12 protein-coding genes and 1 pseudogene are annotated in these 17206 nt (G+C 61.7%); 10 read left to right on the top strand and 3 right to left on the bottom strand.

Translation table 11 applies throughout. The features are described from left to right. Positions 1-262: 262 nt before the first annotated feature. The 4 genes from D8U70_RS00835 to D8U70_RS00815 all read left to right on the top strand — a co-directional run bounded on the left by D8U70_RS00835 (position 263) and on the right by D8U70_RS00815 (position 6142). Positions 263-2440 carry a DUF1631 domain-containing protein gene (locus D8U70_RS00835; RefSeq protein WP_130928111.1) on the top strand — a complete coding sequence of 726 codons (2178 nt, stop codon included), beginning with the start codon at positions 263-265 and terminating at the stop codon, positions 2438-2440. A gap of 64 nt (positions 2441-2504) precedes the next feature. Continuing rightward, positions 2505-3065: a 1,6-anhydro-N-acetylmuramyl-L-alanine amidase AmpD gene (gene ampD, locus D8U70_RS00830; RefSeq protein WP_024011575.1), complete on the top strand. Its 561-nt coding sequence runs from the start codon at positions 2505-2507 to the stop codon at positions 3063-3065. Then, positions 3062-3901, top strand: coding sequence for a regulatory signaling modulator protein AmpE (gene ampE / locus D8U70_RS00825; RefSeq protein ID WP_076565795.1), 840 nt, complete (start codon positions 3062-3064; stop codon positions 3899-3901). Before ampD ends, ampE begins: the two co-directional genes overlap by 4 nt. Positions 3902-4111: 210 nt before the next feature. Beyond that, positions 4112-6142, top strand: coding sequence for a methyl-accepting chemotaxis protein (locus tag D8U70_RS00815; protein ID WP_130928110.1), 2031 nt, complete (start codon positions 4112-4114; stop codon positions 6140-6142). Between the two features lie 102 nt (positions 6143-6244). On the opposite strand, the pseudogene D8U70_RS00810 reads toward D8U70_RS00815, so the two are convergent. Next, positions 6245-6436 (bottom strand): annotated as a pseudogene (locus D8U70_RS00810) (TatD family hydrolase); the annotation flags it as partial. Positions 6437-6711: 275 nt separating this feature from the next. Between D8U70_RS00810 and D8U70_RS00805 the strand changes: the two are divergent. Continuing rightward, entirely contained in the window at positions 6712-7185 is a 474-nt protein-coding gene (locus D8U70_RS00805) for a hypothetical protein (protein ID WP_122747371.1), read from the top strand. 271 nt (positions 7186-7456) lie between these two features. Here D8U70_RS00805 and D8U70_RS00800 read toward each other — a convergent pair whose 3' ends face one another. Then, entirely contained in the window at positions 7457-8233 is a 777-nt protein-coding gene (locus D8U70_RS00800) for a TatD family hydrolase (RefSeq protein WP_130928109.1), read from the bottom strand. Positions 8234-8236: 3 nt separating this feature from the next. Beyond that, on the bottom strand, positions 8237-9232 hold the full coding sequence (gene cra / locus D8U70_RS00795; RefSeq protein WP_024011578.1) for a catabolite repressor/activator: 996 nt from the start codon (positions 9230-9232) through the stop codon (positions 8237-8239). Between the two features lie 305 nt (positions 9233-9537). Here cra and ptsP point away from each other — a divergent pair, with 305 nt between their 5' ends. From ptsP to D8U70_RS27855, 5 genes are all read left to right on the top strand, one after another. After that, complete coding sequence (gene ptsP / locus D8U70_RS00790; protein ID WP_130928108.1) at positions 9538-12399, top strand: phosphoenolpyruvate--protein phosphotransferase; 2862 nt, start codon at positions 9538-9540, stop codon at positions 12397-12399. Continuing rightward, positions 12399-13340, top strand: a complete 942-nt coding sequence (pfkB, locus tag D8U70_RS00785; RefSeq protein ID WP_130928107.1) for a 1-phosphofructokinase — start codon at positions 12399-12401, stop codon at positions 13338-13340. Before ptsP ends, pfkB begins: the two co-directional genes overlap by 1 nt. 11 nt (positions 13341-13351) lie before the next feature. Next, positions 13352-15085: a PTS fructose-like transporter subunit IIB gene (locus D8U70_RS00780; protein WP_130928106.1), complete on the top strand. Its 1734-nt coding sequence runs from the start codon at positions 13352-13354 to the stop codon at positions 15083-15085. Between the two features lie 172 nt (positions 15086-15257). Further along, a complete protein-coding gene (locus D8U70_RS00775; RefSeq protein ID WP_130928105.1) occupies positions 15258-16799 on the top strand; it encodes an alkaline phosphatase D family protein in 1542 nt (513 codons plus the stop codon). A gap of 206 nt (positions 16800-17005) precedes the next feature. Beyond that, positions 17006-17206: hypothetical protein (locus D8U70_RS27855; RefSeq protein WP_206663040.1), on the top strand; the 201-nt coding region annotated here is incomplete at its 3' end.

Here is a 17206-nt window from a genome sequence, read left to right as displayed (position 1 = left end):
ACTCCACAAACAAAGTGGTTCGATTATAGGGGCAGGGCGTGAGCCAACCCAAGGCGAGAACGTGCGTGCCTGGCGCATCTGGTCGATTTTCCTGCGCTGAGTGCGAGGTGTATGGCGTATAGGGGAAACCCTGAGGCCTATAGCATCGTCGGCCTCTTTTGCCAGATAATCCGCCTTGTATTTGACGTCATGGCTTTGACGAACGACTCCGCTGGGGCAGTGTCGAAAGCGACGAACCGAATCACCGTTCCAGGAGGCTTGGATGCGCAACGACGGGAAAGTGGTGCCTTTGCACCGGGCGACTGCCGATTTGGCGGACCACTCGCCGCTTGCCCGCTTGCCGGTGATTCTGCTGCAGGTTCGCGACAAGGCTGCCCAGCAGCTGCGCCACGATTTGCAGGAGCTGTTCGATAACGCTGACGACACGCTGTTCGAAATGGCCGACCGGGCGCGCAACGATGTCGATCAGAACATCTTTTTCGAAGCCATGCGCGACCTGCGCCTCAAGCGCAAGAATATCGAGCGCGGCTTTCTTGAACTGTTCTTTGAAGCCTTCGCCGGCCTTACCCAATACGACCCCGCCGCCAACACCCTGCCACGCACGCCGGTGGTAGAAGAGTCGGCGCCGCGCACCGATGCCATGGAGCGCACCGTAGCCGTGCAGACCATGGTCAGTCGCGTGCTCAAGCGCGACGGCTTCGCTCTCGACCAACTGACCGCACGCTTCAGCTCGATGCTCGGCAAGCGTCTGGACGATCAGCACAACCCGCTGAGTCCGGCGATGCTCTGCGAATATTTCCTGCAGGCCGGGCGTAACCTCGGCGTCGAGATCAAGGTCAAGCTGATCCTGCTCAAGCTGTTCGAACGCTATGTGCTGGCTGACACCGAGCAGTTGTATGGCGAGGCCAATCAGCTGTTGCTCGCCACCGGCGTGTTGCCACATCTGAAGCCCGCCGTGGCTCGTCGCATGGTCGAGCCTGCGGACAGCGACACATTGATTGAAGATCTCGACGAGCCGCCAGCGGACGAAGGCATCGAGGAAGTGTTCGCCGCGATGCAGCAATTGCTCGCCCAGGTCCGCGGCCGCGTCACACCGACCCTGGAGCCCGGCGCCCCGGCGCATCCGATCAACACCCGCGACCTGCTGCGGTTGTTGTCGCACTTGCAGCAATACGTACCGGCGCTGGAGGCTCAGGAAGATTTCGATCTGCGTCATCAGCTCGAACAGTTGCTGACCCGGGTCAGCGTCCGAAGTGGCCGCTCCCGCGTTGTCGCGACTGCCGACGAAGATGTGATCAACCTGATCGCCATGGTTTTCGACTGCATCCTCGACGATCGCAATGTGCCCGATGCGCTCAAGGCGCTGATCGGTCGATTGCAGATTCCGATGCTCAAGGTTGCGGTGCTGGACAAGAGTTTCTTCAGCCGCAGCACGCACCCGGCGCGGCGCCTGCTCAACGAAATCGCCGAGGCCGCAATGGGCTGGAGCGATTGCGACGGCGCTGAGCGCGACAACCTCTATGTGCGCATCGAGCAAGTGGTACAGCGCTTGCTCAGCGAGTTTGTCGACGACCCGGCGATCTTCTCCGAACTGCTCGCCGACTTCCTCGCCTTCACTCAGGAAGAACGCCGTCGCACTGAACTGCTGGAACAACGCTTGCGGGACGCCGAGGAAGGCCGGGCGAAGGCCGAGCTGGCTCAGCGGCGTGTCGCGCAGGCGTTGCAACAGGCGTTACTGGGCAAAGTGCTGCCGGCGACGGTGGTGAGTTTCGTCCAGCAGGCCTGGAGCAAAGTGCTGTTGCTGACCTGCCTCAAGCACGGTGATCAGTCCGCCGAATGGCACGCCGACGTGCAGACCATGGAACAGTTGGTCTGGAGCGTGCAGCGCCATGACGACGGCGAATCCAGCCTGCGCCTGCTGGCACTGGTCCCGGGTTTGCTCAAGTCACTGCGCGATGGCCTGAGCAGCACCGCGTTCGACCCGTTTGCCACCAGCGAATTTTTCAGTGAACTGGAGGCTCTGCACGTACGCGTGCTGGAACGTTCCGACGATGCCGATCACAGCGCCATGCCGCTGATCGAAGTCACGCCCGAGGTCTTGCAGCACAGTGCCGACCAGGCAGCAGCCACCCCGGCGCCGCGCCTGGCGCAAGACGCTGCCGGTCTGTCTCAGGTCGAGCAGTTGCGTGTGGGCAACTGGGTGGTGTTCGACGCAGACGAGGAACAGACCTTGCGTTGCAAACTCGCCGCGATCATCGAAGAGACCGGCAAATATGTCTTCGTCGACCGCACCGGGACGAAAGTGCTGGAGCACAGCCGCACCGACCTCGCCTTGGCTTTCAGCCGAGGCGCCGCGCGTGCGCTGGATGACACCTTGCTGTTCGACCGCGCACTGGAATCGGTGCTGGGCGACCTGCGGCGACTCAATCGCGGCAAGTGATCGCGCGGTGAGGGCGGATCGCGGCATACTGGGCGCCCACATGGTCGGCGTTGAAGGAATCGGTATGCAGTTGGATCCCGCGAGCGGGTGGTGTCATGGCGTGCAGATCTGCCCGTCGCCCAACTTCAATGAGCGCCCGGCGGGCGAAGTGTCCCTGTTGGTCATCCACAACATCAGCCTGCCGCCGGCGCAATTCGCCACGGGCAAGGTGCAGGAGTTTTTCCAGAATCGTCTGGATGTCACCGAACACCCCTACTTTGCAGGCATCGCTGACCTGCGCGTATCGGCGCATTTTCTGATCGAACGTGACGGCAAGGTCACCCAGTTTGTCTCTTGTCTTGCGCGGGCGTGGCACGCAGGCGTTTCAGTGTTCGAGGGTCGTGAAACCTGTAACGATTTTTCCGTCGGCATCGAGCTCGAAGGCACCGATGATCTGCCGTTTACCGATGAACAGTATCGAGCGTTGACTGCGCTGACCCGGCAGTTGCAGAAGCGCTTTCCGGCGATCACCGATCAGCGTATCTGTGGCCACAGCGATATCGCGCCGGGGCGCAAGACCGATCCAGGACCGGCATTCGACTGGGCACGCTACCGCGCAGCCCTGGCAAAAGAGGAAGGACAATGAGTTTTCTGGTGTTACTGCTGGCGGTGTGGATCGAGAAGTTTTCGGCCCTGCGCCATCGGCTTCAACGCGACGGCGGATGGATCCGCGAACTGCACAAACTCGAAAACAGCAAACGGCTGGCCAGGCAACCGTGGCTGGTGCTGACGATTCTGGTGCTGTGCCCGGTGGCGTTGCTGGCGCTGTTGCTGCTGGTGCTGGAACCGGTGGCGTACGGTTTGCTGGCGCTGCCGGTGCATTTGCTGGTGGTGATTTACAGCCTCGGACGCGGCGACCTGCTCGGCGGACTCGGACCGTTCCGCGATGCCTGGCGCCGTGAGGATCTGCAAGCGGCGGCCCACGTGGCCAAGCGCGACCTGGACATCTGCGCCGACAGTGGCGAGCAATTGCTTGAGCAAGTGCAGGGGCATCTGCTGTGGCAGGCGTATCAGAGTTTCTTCGCGGTGATCTTCTGGTACTTCCTCCTCGGTCCGGTGGCGGCATTGGCTTATCGCCTGTTGGCGCTGGCCGAAGAGCACGGCAGCAATCCGGCGCTGGTCGAGCGTGCTGCGCAATTGCGTCACGCTTTCGATTGGGTGCCGGTGCGCTTGCTGGCGGCGAGTCTGGCATTGGTCGGCAACTTCGTCGCGGTCAGCCGGGTGATGCTGCATGAGCTGCTGAACTGGAACATCAGCGCTGCGCAGTTGATCAACAAGGTCGGCCTGGCAGCCGGGGAAGTTCCACCGCCAGTGGTCGGCCCGGACGGCATCAACACCCTCGATTGCCTGTGGGAATTGCTGCTGCGCGCGGCGGTGCTGTGGTATGCCGGGTTTGCCTTGTGGACAGTTCTGGTTCACTGATAAGCCAGTGTGAAACTCATTGTGGCGAGGGGATTCATCCCCGAGGGGCTGCGCCGCAGCCCTGAAAACCCTGTTCCACCATTCATCAGTAACCATAAGTTACAAAACCTCCCGCCGATTTACGCTATACAGAGATAGCGCCCGATAGTGGCTATCTGCTGTCGTCCCGCGCCTGCCAATAAAAACAAGAAAAACCAAGGGAGACTTCCAGTGAAGAGCTTGCTCTATCCCGCCGTCTCGCTGATGAACCGTCTGAGCTTCGGCATGAAGTTCAGCCTGATCAGCGTGCTGTTCCTGGTGCCGATGCTGGTGACCAATTTCTATCTGGTGCGCGACTCCTATCGCGAATTTCAGGGCACCCGCGTCGAACTGCAAAGCCTCGACCTGCTGGGCAGCAGCCTGAGCCTGCGCCGGGATCTGGAAACCCTGAACAATCTGGTGCAGATCGACGTCACCCTCGGCCAGTCCGGCAAGGCCGGCAATGTCGAAGCGCAGATCCAGACGCTGGAGCAGGCTGTGCTCGCGCGCCTCGAAGGGCTGACGGCGATGACCGAAGATCCCGAGCAGATCAAGCAGTTCGAGGCCAAGCGCGATGAAATGATCGCCGCGTTCAAGGCCCAGCAGGCGGAGACTTCGCTGCAAAGCAAAAGCGCGTTGATCGGCAAGTTGCTGGCCAGTGCGCAGATTTTCAGCCAGATCATCACCAGTCAGGCCGGGTTGAGCCGCGACAACCAGAGCGACATTCGTCAGCTCAGCGAACTGGTGACGCTGATTACCCCCAGCGTGACGCAAACCCTCGGCGAAGGCCGGGCGATGGGCTCGTATTCGTTGGGCCAGGGCTTTCTCAACAGTTCCTCCAGCACGCGTTTTGACGAGCTGCTGGTGCAGATCGAAAAACTCCAGGCCGAGTACGCTCTGAAACTGCAGGACGCCCTCGGTTCCAGCAGCGCTGCACGCGAATCCCTCAGCGCCCAGGCCGACAGCAGCAAGGCTTCGCTCAAACAGGCCAGCGAGCTGTTCGAAGAACAAGTGGTAATGGCCGACACCCTCGATGCGCCGTGGCAGGCATTCTACGATCAGGTCACCGGGCTGATGGAACACACCTACCAGCTCAATCAGGCCACGCTGAAATTCCTCGACAGGCAATTGCAGCAGCGTCTGGCGCAGAACCGCACGCACATGATTCTGCAAGCCTCGGCGCTGTCGGTGGTCTTTGTGCTGATTTTCTATCTTTATGGCGGTTTCTACGCCTCGACCCGCACCACTCTGAAAAGCCTGGGCGCGATGATGGACAAGGTCGCCGCCGGTGACATGACCGTCAACTTCAAGGCCAGCAGCCGCGATGAGCTGGGCGAGTTGGGCGAGGTGTTCAACGGTACGGTGAAGAAGATTCACGACTTGATCGAACGCGTGGGCCACACCGTTGGCGAAGTCGAGCGACAGGCCGGGCAGGTGGAGAGCGTGTCGGCGCAGAGCAATCAGGCTGTGGCCGGGCAGCGCTCGCAAATCGAACAAGTGGCGACGGCGATGAACCAGATGTCGGCGACCTCAATGGAAGTCGCTCGCAGTGCCGCCGCTGCGGTGAGCAGCGCCCACAGCGTCAATGACGAAACCCTCAGCGGGCGCGGCCTGGTGGAATCGCAACAGGGCAGCATTGCCGCGCTCGCCAGCGAAATCGACCAGTCGGTGCTGGTGATCAATCAACTGGCCAGCGACAGCCAGTCGATCAGCCGTGTGCTTGAGGTGATCAAGAGCATCGCCGAACAGACCAACCTGCTGGCGCTCAACGCCGCCATTGAAGCGGCCCGGGCCGGCGAGCAGGGGCGCGGTTTTGCGGTGGTCGCCGACGAAGTACGCACCTTGGCCAAGCGCACCCAACAATCGACCGAAGAAATCGAGCAGATGATCGCCAAGCTGCACGGTGGCGTCGGCGCGGCGGTGAAGGCCATGGGCGTCAGCCATCAGATGGCCAACGGCACGGTGGGCCAGTCGGAGAAGGTCCAGCAGGCGCTGGAGAACATTCTTGGCGCGGTGGGCATGATCGTCGACCAGAACCAGCAAATCGCCGCTGCCGTGGAACAGCAGACCGCCGTGGCCCATGACATCGACCAGAATATCGTCGAGATCAACCGTGCCGGCGAACGCACGGCGCAAGGTGCGCACCAGACCGAAGATGCCAGCCGCGCGCTGTCGGCGCAGGTGGTTGAGCTCAAACAACTGATCAGCGCATTTCGCGTCTGATGTGGGAGCGAGCCTGCTCGCGAAGGCGGTGGGTCAGGCATTGACGATGTCACTGACAGATTGCTTTCGCGAGCAGGCTCGCTCCCACAGGGGATGGCGGTGTTACCAGCCGAAGACTTCGCAGCAGTTGGCGGTGCTGGCGTTGGCCAGGTGTTCAGGCGTGATATTCATCAGCTCGGCCAGCGCCGCACAAATCGCCGGCAGATGCGCCGGGCTGTTGCGCTGGCCAGGGAACATGGCGGGGGCCATGTCCGGTGAGTCGGTTTCCAGCACCACCGATTGCAGTGGCAGTTCCGGCAGGTCGTTGCACTGCCGAGACCCAGTTTGAATCCCGCTTGATGTATCCCCCTGCCTCTCGCTCGCCCTTTAGACATCCATCGCAGTTTTCCGTTTTCGCGTCCAGCGTAAGCATCTTCGTAGATTCTTGATTTCGGCACGGCTGAGTGAAGCCGCTCGTCGGGACTGTCAGGTTTTACAGTAGGACGAGTTGGGTCAATCGGATTTACTAAGTTAGCCAGAACGACCCGATGTATTTTCATCTTGTCTTTACTATGTTTTAGGGAGCGATCATGAAATCAAGTAACAGATTTTCCAGTGGCAGACCTGCGCCTGGTGTAGAGAACGTTTCTAAAAAAAATACTATCACCAAAGAGGATTTTGAAAGGCTTAGCAAGAACGCGACTTTATATGATGGGGAGCTTCATGCGGTCAGGGGAGCTTACCGGGGACAAATAAGATACAGATATTGGTGGAGTAGCGATGGAAGTATTTTTTACTGTTATTCCACAGAGTACACAATTAATGATCCAGATTATTTTGGAAGGCATAAGGCCAACATACATTTCAGTTTTGATGATGTTCAATGGTGGGGTATTGATTCTCCAGACAGTATGCGACAGGACGATAAGTGGAACGAGTGGGCTGTCGGAGGGTATGTAGGGGCAAATAAAAAAGCTCGAGTGTATGTCAGGTTTGATTTTGATCTTCCTTTCTTTGATGAGAGCGGCGAAAATTCCGTCTACTATACTTTTCCCGGAAAGTGACTTGCTGTTTAGAAGTAGGCAGATTAAATCAAGCTTTAGCCGTGTTGTGCTGTTCTGTGATTTCCGCTTTTTGGTCTTGGTCAAATTCCTTGAACTTGGTGGATTATCGAAGATTTCGCAGTAGTGGGCTGAAAGCACTAAGTGATTACATCATTTAGCACAATCTAGAATGTAGGGGTGAGCCTGTTCGTAATAGCGGTCTGTCTGAAAAATAGCTGTAACTGACACACCGCTTTCGCGAGCAGGCTCGCTCCCACCGGGGACGGCAGTATTACCAGCCGAAGACTTCGCAGCAGTTGGCCGTGCTGGCAGCGGCGAGTTGTTCAGCAGTGATATTCATCAGCTCGGCCAACGCCGCACAGATTGCCGGCAGATGCGCCGGGCTGTTGCGCTGGCCGGGGAACATGGCGGGGGCCATGTCTGGTGAGTCGGTTTCCAGTACCACCGATTGCAGCGGCAGTTCCGGCAGCACCCGATGCATGCGCAATGCCTGCGGCCAGGTCGGTGCGCCGCCGAGGCCCAGTTTGAAACCAAGCTTGATGTATTCCCGCGCTTCCTCACGGCTGCCGGCGAAGGCGTGGATGATGCCGGCGCGTTTGAGCTTGAAGCGCTTGAGCGTGGCGATCACCGCTGCGTGGCTGCGGCGTACGTGGATCAGCGCCGGCAACTCGAAGTCCGCCGCCAGTTGCAGCTGCGCTTCGAACAACGCCTGTTGCCGTTCGCGATCGAGGTTTTCGATGAAGTAATCCAGGCCGATCTCGCCCACCGCACACAGCTGACGATGTCCGCGCAAGCGCGTCAGCCAGTCCCCCAGCGCATGCAAATCCTCGGGCCGATGCTGATCGAGAAACACCGGGTGCAATCCGAACGCCGCGTACAGCTCGGCATCGCTCTGCACCAGATCCCACACCCGTTGCCAGTTGCCCTGATGCACGCCCAGCACGACGATGCGCCGCACGCCGAGAGCGCGGCTTTCGGCCAGCAACTCGGCGCGATCGGCGTCGAAGTCTGGGAAGTCGAGGTGGGTGTGGCTGTCGATCAGCTCCACGATTCAGTCCCGATGAATACGCTGCTTGAAGGTCCGCGCAATGGCTTGCACGCCCGGTTGGTAGTCGTCCTGCTCGACGGCGGCCAGCGCCAGTTCCAGGGCCTTGTCGGCGATCAACTGGTGTTGCTGGGACATGGCATTGACCGGCAGCGGCAGGAAATCCAGCAACTGCGTGTCGCCGAAGGTGCCGAGGCGCAGCGGCCTCGATTTCAGCGGGAAATCATGCAGCGCATCGAACACGCCTTGCAGCAGCACGTAGGAAGTGGTCACCAGCGCGTCAGGCAAATGCCCCAGACGCTGCAGGAGTTCTTCCATCAATTGCTTGCCGCACTCGCGGCTGAACGACTCGGCGTGCTCGACCAGCACCTCGCCTTTGAAATCGTTGAGCGCTGCGCGGAAACCGGCGGCACGCTCCTGGCTGATGCTCAGCTCCGGCCGTGCGCCGAGCAGCACGATCTGCTTTGGCTGCGGATCGAGCAGGCTCTGGGTCAGATGCAGGCTGGCTTCGCGGTCGTCGCTGATCACCGAGCAGAAATGCTCCGGTTCCATGACCCGGTCGATGGCGATGATCGGCAGACCCTTGGCCTGCAACTGCCGATAGCTGTCATCACCGGCCGGCAGGCAACTGGCAACGATCAGCGCATCGCAACGACGGGCGCGGAACAGTTGCAGCAACTGGCGCTCGCTGTCCGGCGCATCGTCGGAGCTGGCGATCAGCAATTGATAACCGCGCGCCCGCGCGCCTTGTTCGAGCAACTTGGCGATCCGCGCGTAACTGGGGTTTTCCAGATCCGGCAAGATAAAGCCCAGGGTGCGCGTGTGCCGACTGCGCAGGCCGGCCGCTTGCGGATTGGGCGTGAAGCCGTGCAGATCGACCACCGCGCGCACGCGCTCGACGGTCGCGTTGCTGATGCGTTGCTGTTCGGCCTTGCCGTTGATGACGTAGCTGGCGGTGGTGACGGAGACGCCGGCCAACCGCGCGATATCACTGAGTTTCAACCCGGTATTTCCTTGTTTTTTCGAGCATGCCGCGACATTTTCGCCAATCCTACCCGATAAGGGCAGTCGACTTATTGCTTGGGCAGATCCGACCAGTTGGACTTCAAGGATGAGACATTATCGAGTAACGTGCCGATCAATCTAGATTAAACGTTTCAGCAAGCGTATTTTCTACGTTTTAGACGCCTTTGGCCGGTCCTGCCGTGAAACCGCCAAAACTGCCGCTGAAAAGCGCGGCAGAGCGCCTAAGCTGTGAACCATTCAAAACAATACCTGGCGTTGAACTGCGCCAAAAAGGAGATCGCATGCTCGAGCTCACTATAGAGCAGATATCCATGGGCCAGTCGGCCGTGGATAAACCCGCTGCCCTGCAATTGCTGGCCAGTCATCTGGTTGCCGACGGTCTGGTTGCCGACGGCTACCTCGCCGGCCTGCAGGCCCGGGAAGCCCAGGGCTCGACCTTTCTCGGTCAAGGCATCGCCATTCCCCACGGTACGCCGGAAACCCGCGATCAGGTATTCGCCACCGGCGTGCGCCTGATGCAGTTTCCTGATGGCGTCGATTGGGGCGATGGCCAGATCGTTTATCTGGCGATCGGCATCGCGGCGAAATCCGATGAACACCTGCGCCTGCTGCAACTGCTGACCCGCGCCCTCGGCGAGACCGATCTGGGCCAGGCCCTGCGTCGCGCCAGCTCCCCCGAAGCGCTGCTGAAACTGTTGCAAGGCGCGCCGCAGGAACTGGCGCTGGATGCGCAGATGATCGGCCTCGGCGTGTCGGCCGACGATTTCGAAGAACTGGTCTGGCGCGGCGCACGTCTGCTGCGTCAGGCCGATTGTGTGAGCAACGGCTTTGCCGGCGTGTTGCAGCAGGTTGAAGCGCTGCCACTGGGCGACGGCCTGTGGTGGCTGCACAGCGAGCAGACCGTGAAGCGTCCGGGACTGGCGTTCGTCACCCCGGACAAACCGATGCGCTACCTCGGCCAGCCGCTCAGCGGACTGTTCTGCCTCGCCAGTCTGGGCGAAGCGCATCAGGCGTTGCTCGAGCGTTTGTGCGCGTTGCTGATCGAAGGTCGCGGCCACGAACTGGGCCGCGCCACCAGCAGCCGCAAAGTCCTCGAAGTGCTCGGCGGTGAACTGCCGGCCGACTGGCCGAGTGCACGTATTGCCCTGGCCAATGCCCATGGTTTGCACGCACGACCAGCGAAGATTCTTGCGCAACTGGCGAAGAGTTTTGATGGCGAAATCCGCGTGCGCATCGTCGACAGCCAGGACAGCGCCGTATCGGTGAAGAGCCTGAGCAAACTGCTCAGTCTCGGTGCCCGGCGCGGTCAGGTGCTGGAGCTGATCGCCGAGCCGAGCATCGCCGCCGATGCCTTGCCGGCCCTGCTCGCGGCGATTGAAGAGGGCCTCGGTGAGGAAGTCGAGCCGCTGCCGGCCATGAGTCAGCAGCGCGAAGTGATCGCCGACATCGCCGAAGTGCTGGTGGCTCCGGCCTCCGGCAGCCTGTTGCAGGCGATTCCTGCCGCACCGGGCATCGCCATCGGCCCTGCGCACATTCAGGTGCTGCAAACCATCGATTACCCGTTGCGCGGCGAATCTGCCGCGATCGAGCGCGAGCGCCTCAAGCAAGCGCTGAGCGACGTGCGCCGCGACATCCAAGGCTTGATCGAACGCAGCAAGGCCAAGGCGATTCGCGAGATTTTCATCACCCATCAGGAAATGCTCGACGACCCGGATCTGACCGACGAAGTCGACACCCGCCTCAAGCAAGGCGAAAGCGCCGAAGCGGCGTGGATGGCGGTGATCGAAGCGGCCGCCAAACAGCAGGAATCGCTGCAGGACGCTTTGCTCGCCGAGCGTGCTGCGGATCTGCGTGACATCGGCCGTCGAGTGCTGGCGCAATTGTGTGGCGTGCAAACCGCGAACGAACCTGAGCAACCGTACATTCTGGTGATGGACGAAGTCGGCCCGTCCGATGTCGCGCGCCTGGATCCTGCGCGAGTGGCAGGGATTCTCACCGCGCGCGGCGGTGCTACCGCGCACAGCGCCATCGTCGCCCGCGCGCTCGGTATTCCAGCACTGGTCGGCGCGGGTGCAGCGGTGCTGTTGCTCGAGCCGGGCACGCCGCTGTTGCTCGACGGTCAGCGTGGCCGTCTGCATGTCGACGCCGATGCCGCGACCCTCAAGCGTGCCGCTGAAGAGCGCGACACCCGCGAGCAACGCCTGAAGATCGCCGCCGAACAACGCCATCAACCGGCACACACCACCGACGGCCACGCCGTCGAAGTGTTCGCCAACATCGGCGAAAGCGCAGGCGTGACCAGCGCGGTGGAGCAGGGCGCCGAAGGCATTGGTCTGCTGCGCACCGAACTGATTTTCATGGCCCACCCACAGGCACCGGATGAGGCGACCCAAGAAGCCGAATACCGTCGCGTCCTCGATGGTCTGGCCGGGCGGCCGCTGGTGGTGCGTACGCTCGATGTCGGCGGCGACAAACCGCTGCCGTATTGGCCGATCGCCAAGGAAGAAAATCCGTTCCTCGGCGTGCGCGGTATTCGCCTGACCCTGCAGCGGCCGCAGATCATGGAAGCGCAACTGCGCGCCTTGCTGCGCTCGGCCGACAACCGTCCGCTGCGGATCATGTTCCCGATGGTCGGCAGCGTCGAAGAGTGGCGCCAGGCCCGCGACATGACCGAACGCCTGCGTCTGGAAATTCCAGTCGCCGACCTGCAATTGGGGATCATGATCGAGGTGCCATCGGCCGCATTGCTCGCGCCGGTACTGGCCAAGGAAGTCGACTTCTTCAGCGTTGGCACCAACGACCTCACGCAATACACCCTGGCCATCGACCGTGGTCATCCGACGCTGTCTGCACAAGCGGACGGCTTGCACCCGGCGGTGCTGCAACTGATCGACATCACCGTGCGCGCGGCCCATGCCCATGGCAAATGGGTGGGCGTCTGCGGCGAGCTGGCGGCGGACCCGCTGGCGGTGCCGGTGCTGGTTGGCCTCGGTGTCGACGAGCTCAGCGTGTCCGGGCGCAGCATTGCCGAAGTCAAGGCGCGCATCCGTGAACTCAGCCTGCCCCAGGCGCAAATCCTCGCTCAGCAGGCCCTGGCCGTGGGCAGCGCGAATGAAGTGCGCGCATTAGTGGAGGCCCTGTAATGGCCAAGATTCTTACCCTGACCCTCAACCCGGCACTCGACCTCACCGTCGAGCTGTCACGGCTGGATGCCGGTCAGGTCAATCGCAGCGAGGAGATGCACACCCACGCTGCGGGCAAAGGCGTCAATGTCGCCCAGGTGCTGGCGGATCTCGGCCATCAGGTCACCGTCAGCGGCTTTCTCGGCGAAGACAATCAGCAAGCGTTCGAAACCCTGTTCGCCAAGCGCGGTTTCGTCGACGCGTTCATCCGCGTGCCGGGCGAGACGCGCAGCAACATCAAAGTCGCCGAACAGGACGGGCGCATCACCGACATCAACGGGCCTGGCCCGGTGGTCGATGCAACGGCGCAGCAAGCCTTGCTTGATCGCTTGCAGCAGATCGCACCGGGGCACGATGCGGTGGTGGTCGCCGGCAGTCTGCCGCGCGGCGTCACGGCGCAGTGGTTGCGCGAGCTGATTGAAAGCTTGAACGCGCTCGGCTTGAAAGTCGCCCTCGACTCTAGCGGCGAAGCCTTGCGCGCCGCGTTGCAGGCCAGCCCCTGGCTGATCAAACCGAACACCGAAGAACTGGCCCACGCCCTCGGCTGCGAAGTGGTGTCGCCGATCGCCGAAGCACAAGCCGCCGCACGTTTGCATGCGCAAGGCATCGAGCACGTGGTGATTTCCCACGGCGCCGACGGGGTCAACTGGTTCAGTGTCGGCTCGGCCCTGCATGCCTCGCCACCGAAGGTCAGCGTGGCGAGCACGGTTGGTGCCGGCGATTCCTTGCTGGCCGGCATGCTCCACGGTCTGCTTAGCGCCGACACCCCCGAGCAAACCCTGCGCACCGCCACCGCGATTGCGGCAATGGCGGTGACCCAGATCGGTTTTGGCATCAACGACGCTGCGCAACTGGCGCAGCTCGAACAGGGCGTGCGCGTGCGCCCCCTGACAGAACAATAAGAGGGTTTGTCATGAAGTTAGCCATTGTTACGGCTTGCCCGAACGGCATGGTCACCAGTGTGCTGTGCGCGCGTCTGCTCGATGCAGCGGCGCAGCGTCAGGGCTGGAGCACCAGCGTTGAAGTGGTCGATCCGGCGCACCCGGAACGCGAATTGTCGGCGGCGACCATCGAAGCCGCCGAGTGGGTCTTGCTGGTCACCACCGGCGCGGTGGACATGAGTCGCTTCGTCGGCAAGCGCGTGTTCCAGATCGCTCCGGCGCAGGCCTTGCAGGATGTCGAAGCGGTGCTGCGTCGCGGTGCTGAAGAAGCCGAAGTCTACGTGGCCAGCGCAGTCGAACCGGCGATTGACGCGCCACGTGCGCCACGCATCGTTGCTATCACGGCCTGCCCGACCGGCGTCGCCCACACCTTCATGGCCGCCGAAGCGTTGCAGCAGACCGCCAAGCGCCTGGGTTATGAATTGCAGGTCGAAACCCAAGGCTCGGTGGGCGCGAAAACCCCGCTCAGCGCAACGGCCATCGCCGAGGCTGACGTGGTGCTGCTGGCGGCAGATATCGACGTCGCCACCGAGCGTTTCGCCGGCAAAAAGATCTATCGCTGCGGCACGGGCGTAGCCCTGAAGCAATCCGAAGCGACCCTGAAAAAAGCCCTGGCCGAAGGCGCAGTGGAAAGTGCGGCAAGCGACGGCAAGGCCCCGGCCAAGTCCGAGAAAACCGGCGTCTACAAACACCTGCTCACGGGTGTGTCGTACATGCTGCCGATGGTGGTGGCGGGTGGTTTGCTGATCGCGTTGTCCTTCGTGTTCGGCATCACCGCTTACAAGGAAGAAGGCACGCTGGCGGCGGCGCTGATGCAGATCGGCGGCGAAACCGCGTTCAAACTGATGGTGCCGCTACTCGCCGGTTACATCGCCTACTCGATCGCCGATCGCCCGGGCCTTGCGCCGGGGATGATCGGCGGTTTGCTCGCAGGCACTCTGGGCGCTGGATTCATCGGCGGGATTATTGCCGGCTTCATCGCCGGTTATGCCGCCAAAGCCATTGCCCGCTATGTGAAATTGCCGCAGAGCCTGGAAGCGTTGAAGCCGATTCTGATCATCCCGTTGCTGGCCAGTCTGGTCACCGGCCTGGTGATGATTTACGTGGTCGGCAAACCGGTCGCCGGCATGCTCGCCGCGCTTACGCAGTTCCTCGACAGCATGGGCACCACCAACGCGATTCTGCTCGGCGTGTTGCTCGGCGGCATGATGTGCGTCGACCTCGGTGGGCCGATCAACAAGGCTGCCTATGCGTTTTCGGTGGGGCTGCTGGCCTCGCAGAGTTACGCACCGATGGCCGCGACCATGGCCGCCGGCATGGTGCCGCCGATTGGCCTGGGCATCGCCACCTTCATTGCCCGGCGCAAGTTCGCCCAGACCGAGCGCGAGGCCGGCAAAGCGGCGTTCGTGCTCGGCCTGTGCTTTATCTCCGAAGGGGCGATTCCGTTTGCCGCGAAAGATCCGCTGCGGGTGATTCCGGCGAGCATCGCTGGCGGCGCGCTGACCGGTGCCTTGTCGATGTACTTCGGCTGCAAACTGATGGCGCCGCACGGTGGCTTGTTCGTGCTGGCGATCCCCAATGCAATCAACCATGCGCTGCTGTATCTGCTGGCGATTGTTGCGGGGAGCCTGGTTACGGCGGTGGTGTATGCGCTGCTCAAACGGCCGGAGGCTGTCGAGTTAGCGCTGGAACCGGCCAAGGCTTAGCTGACGTCGCAAAACCTGTGGGAGCGAGCTTGCTCGCGAAAGCGGTGTGTCAGCGAAAAAAATTTCTACTGATAGGTACCCTTCGCGAGCAAGCTCGCTCCCACATGGTTAAGGGTGTCATGGCGAGTTCATATAGGCATGCTTAAGTTTTCCCTTTTGCAGGGAGAACACCATGAGCGATTTCAATCTCGGTCGGCGTCGCGTCATGCAAGCGGTCGGCGCCGGGCTGTTGCTGCCGGGGCTGGCGCCGGCGGTGATTGCCTCGGTCAAGGATCGTCCGCAGCTCACCGACGGCGTGCAGTCCGGCGACCTGCTCGGCGACCGCGCGATGATCTGGAGCCGCAGCGATCGCCCGGCGCGCATGGTGGTGGAGTGGGACACCGGCAGCCTGTTCGGCAACCCGCGCAAATTCGTCTCGCCACTGGCCGATGCGCGCAGCGATTTCACCGCCCGCGTCGAACTCACCGGCCTGCCGGCCAACCAGGCAGTCTTCTATCGCGTGCACTTCGAAGATGCGCAGAGCGGCGTCGCCAGCGAACCGTGGTTCGGCCATCTGCGCAGCGTGCCGACGGCCAGGCGCGACATCCGTTTTGTCTGGAGCGGTGACACCGTCGGCCAGGGCTTCGGGATCAACCCGGACATCGGCGGCATGCGCATCTACGAAGCCATGCGCCTGCGCCTGCCGGACTTCTTTATTCACAGCGGCGACACCATCTACGCCGACGGCCCGGTGCCCGCGCAACTGACCACCGAAAGCGGGCGCATCTGGCGCAATATCACCACCGAAGCCAAGAGCAAAGTCGCGCAGACTCTCGACGATTATCGCGGCAACTATCGCTACAACCTGATGGACGAAAACATCCGCCGCTTCAACGCCGAAGTGCCGCAGATCTGGCAGTGGGACGATCACGAAGTGGTCAACAACTGGTCACCGGGCAAGCAGCTGGATGAGCGTTATCAGGAGAAAGATATCCACAAGCTGGTCGGCCGCGCGCGGCAGGCGTGGCTGGAATATGCGCCGATGCGTTTGCAAGCGGCGGACGGCGGCGGGCGCATTTATCGCAAGCTCAGCTACGGGCCGATGCTCGACGTATTCGTGCTGGATATGCGCAGCTATCGCGAAGCCAACGATGCCAACCTGGGCGCGGCAAAACCGTTTCTCGGCCGCGAGCAACTGGACTGGCTCAAGCGTGAATTGCAGGCGTCGACGGCGCAGTGGAAAGTTATCGCCGCCGACATGCCCATCGGCCTGGGCGTCCCGGACGGTGAGGTCAGCCCGGGCGTTGCACGCTGGGAAGCCGTGGCCAACGGCGACCCCGGCCCGGCGCAGGGACGTGAACTGGAAATTGCCGAATTGCTCGGATTTTTACGTGCGCAGCAGGTGCGTAATTTCGTGTTTCTGACGGCGGACGTGCACTACTGCGCGGCGCATCACTACCACCCGGACCGCGCCGCGTTTCAGGATTTCGAACCGTTCTGGGAATTTGTTGCCGGGCCGTTGAACGCCGGCAGTTTCGGGCCGAATCCACTGGACAAGACGTTCGGGCCTGAGGTGGTGTTCGAGAAAGCACCGCCCGCACAGAACACCTCACCGTTTGCCGGATTTCAGTTTTTTGGCGAGGTGAATATCGAAGGGCAGAGCGGGGAGATGAGCGTGGTGTTGCGGGATCTGGATGGGGTAGCAGTGTTTGAGCAGAAGTTGCAGCCTGTTTAATCACGCTGGATCAAAAGCCCCTCACCCCAGCCCTCTCCCGGAGGGAGAGGGAGCCGACCGAGGTGTCTTGCGTCATGCATCGACCTGGAAGACCGAGGTGATTGTGGCTTTGGGTTCAGTGAAGAACGCTCAGGTCGGCGTCGATCTCAAGCATCCCCCAATCAGTCCCCTCTCCTTCTGGGAGGGAGAGGGCCGACCGAGGTGTCTTGCGCTATGCATCGACCTGGAAGACCGAGGTGATTGTGGCTTTGGATTCAGTGAAGAACGCTCAGGTCGGCGTCGATTTCAAGCATCACCCAATCAGTCACCTCGCCCTCTGGGAGGGAGAGGGCCGACCGAAGTGTCTTGCGTCATGCATCGACCTGGAAGACCGAGGTGATTGTGGCTTTGGATTCAGTGAAGAACGC

This window comes from Pseudomonas sp. Sample_20, from assembly GCF_004307585.1.
Lineage (GTDB): Bacteria > Pseudomonadota > Gammaproteobacteria > Pseudomonadales > Pseudomonadaceae > Aquipseudomonas > Aquipseudomonas atacamensis.
The sequence above is the reverse complement of the archived record's forward strand: the minus strand, read 5'-3'. Positions and strand labels throughout refer to the sequence as shown.